This is a genomic window from Acinetobacter sp. AL9, from assembly GCF_041464035.1.
Taxonomy (GTDB): Bacteria; Pseudomonadota; Gammaproteobacteria; order Pseudomonadales; family Moraxellaceae; genus Acinetobacter; species Acinetobacter towneri.
Genome location: NZ_JAYFSK010000156.1, coordinates 1 through 612 on the forward strand (window position 1 = coordinate 1; position 612 = coordinate 612).

The window sequence follows — 612 nt, forward strand, 5'->3', positions numbered from 1 at the left end:
CCTGTATTAGCTTTTGGTTCTTTTTACTTCGGCTTCCATATAATCGTGCTGAAAATACAGTGATAATTTCCAGGACATCTTGAGACAGTTCCTCCTCAAAACTCAAATTTTCACCCTGATTAATAATTACAATTTCAACATTCCGAGCTTCACATAAAGCAAAAACCAATTCAGCACCAAAACGTAATAATCGATCTTTGTGGGTTAAAACCAATCGACCAATTTCATTATTAATAATTCCATCCAAAAGAGCCTTAAGCCCTTTTTTGTGATAATTCATCCCTGAGCCTAAATCACTAATAATCTCAAATGTCCATCCCTGCTTGGCACAGTACATTTCCAAAACTTGTTTTTGTCGCTCAAGATCAGCCTTTTGATCGTGACTAGATACTCTTGCATAAGCAATAGTTTTTCGGCTGTTCTGAATTGATAGATCATGGATAAGTTCAGGTGTGATCTTGCTTAGATCGTAACGTCTGTGATTTTTTGGGGTTCTATCTGCGACTAAAGTGCCTTCCTCATCCCATCTTCTTAGGGTTTGGATGGAAACACCCAGTGTTTTAGCTGCAACGCCAATACTAACATATCTACTCATTTGTATATAATAATATA

Annotated in this window: 1 protein-coding gene; it reads right to left on the reverse strand. The window is 36.8% G+C overall.

Annotated features, from left to right (window positions below; all coding sequences use genetic code 11):
• Window positions 1–595 (reverse strand): IS607 family transposase (locus ACEO2X_RS14075; protein ID WP_371972177.1); only part of this gene is annotated, 595 nt, incomplete at its 3' end.
• Window positions 596–612 lie beyond the last annotated feature (17 nt).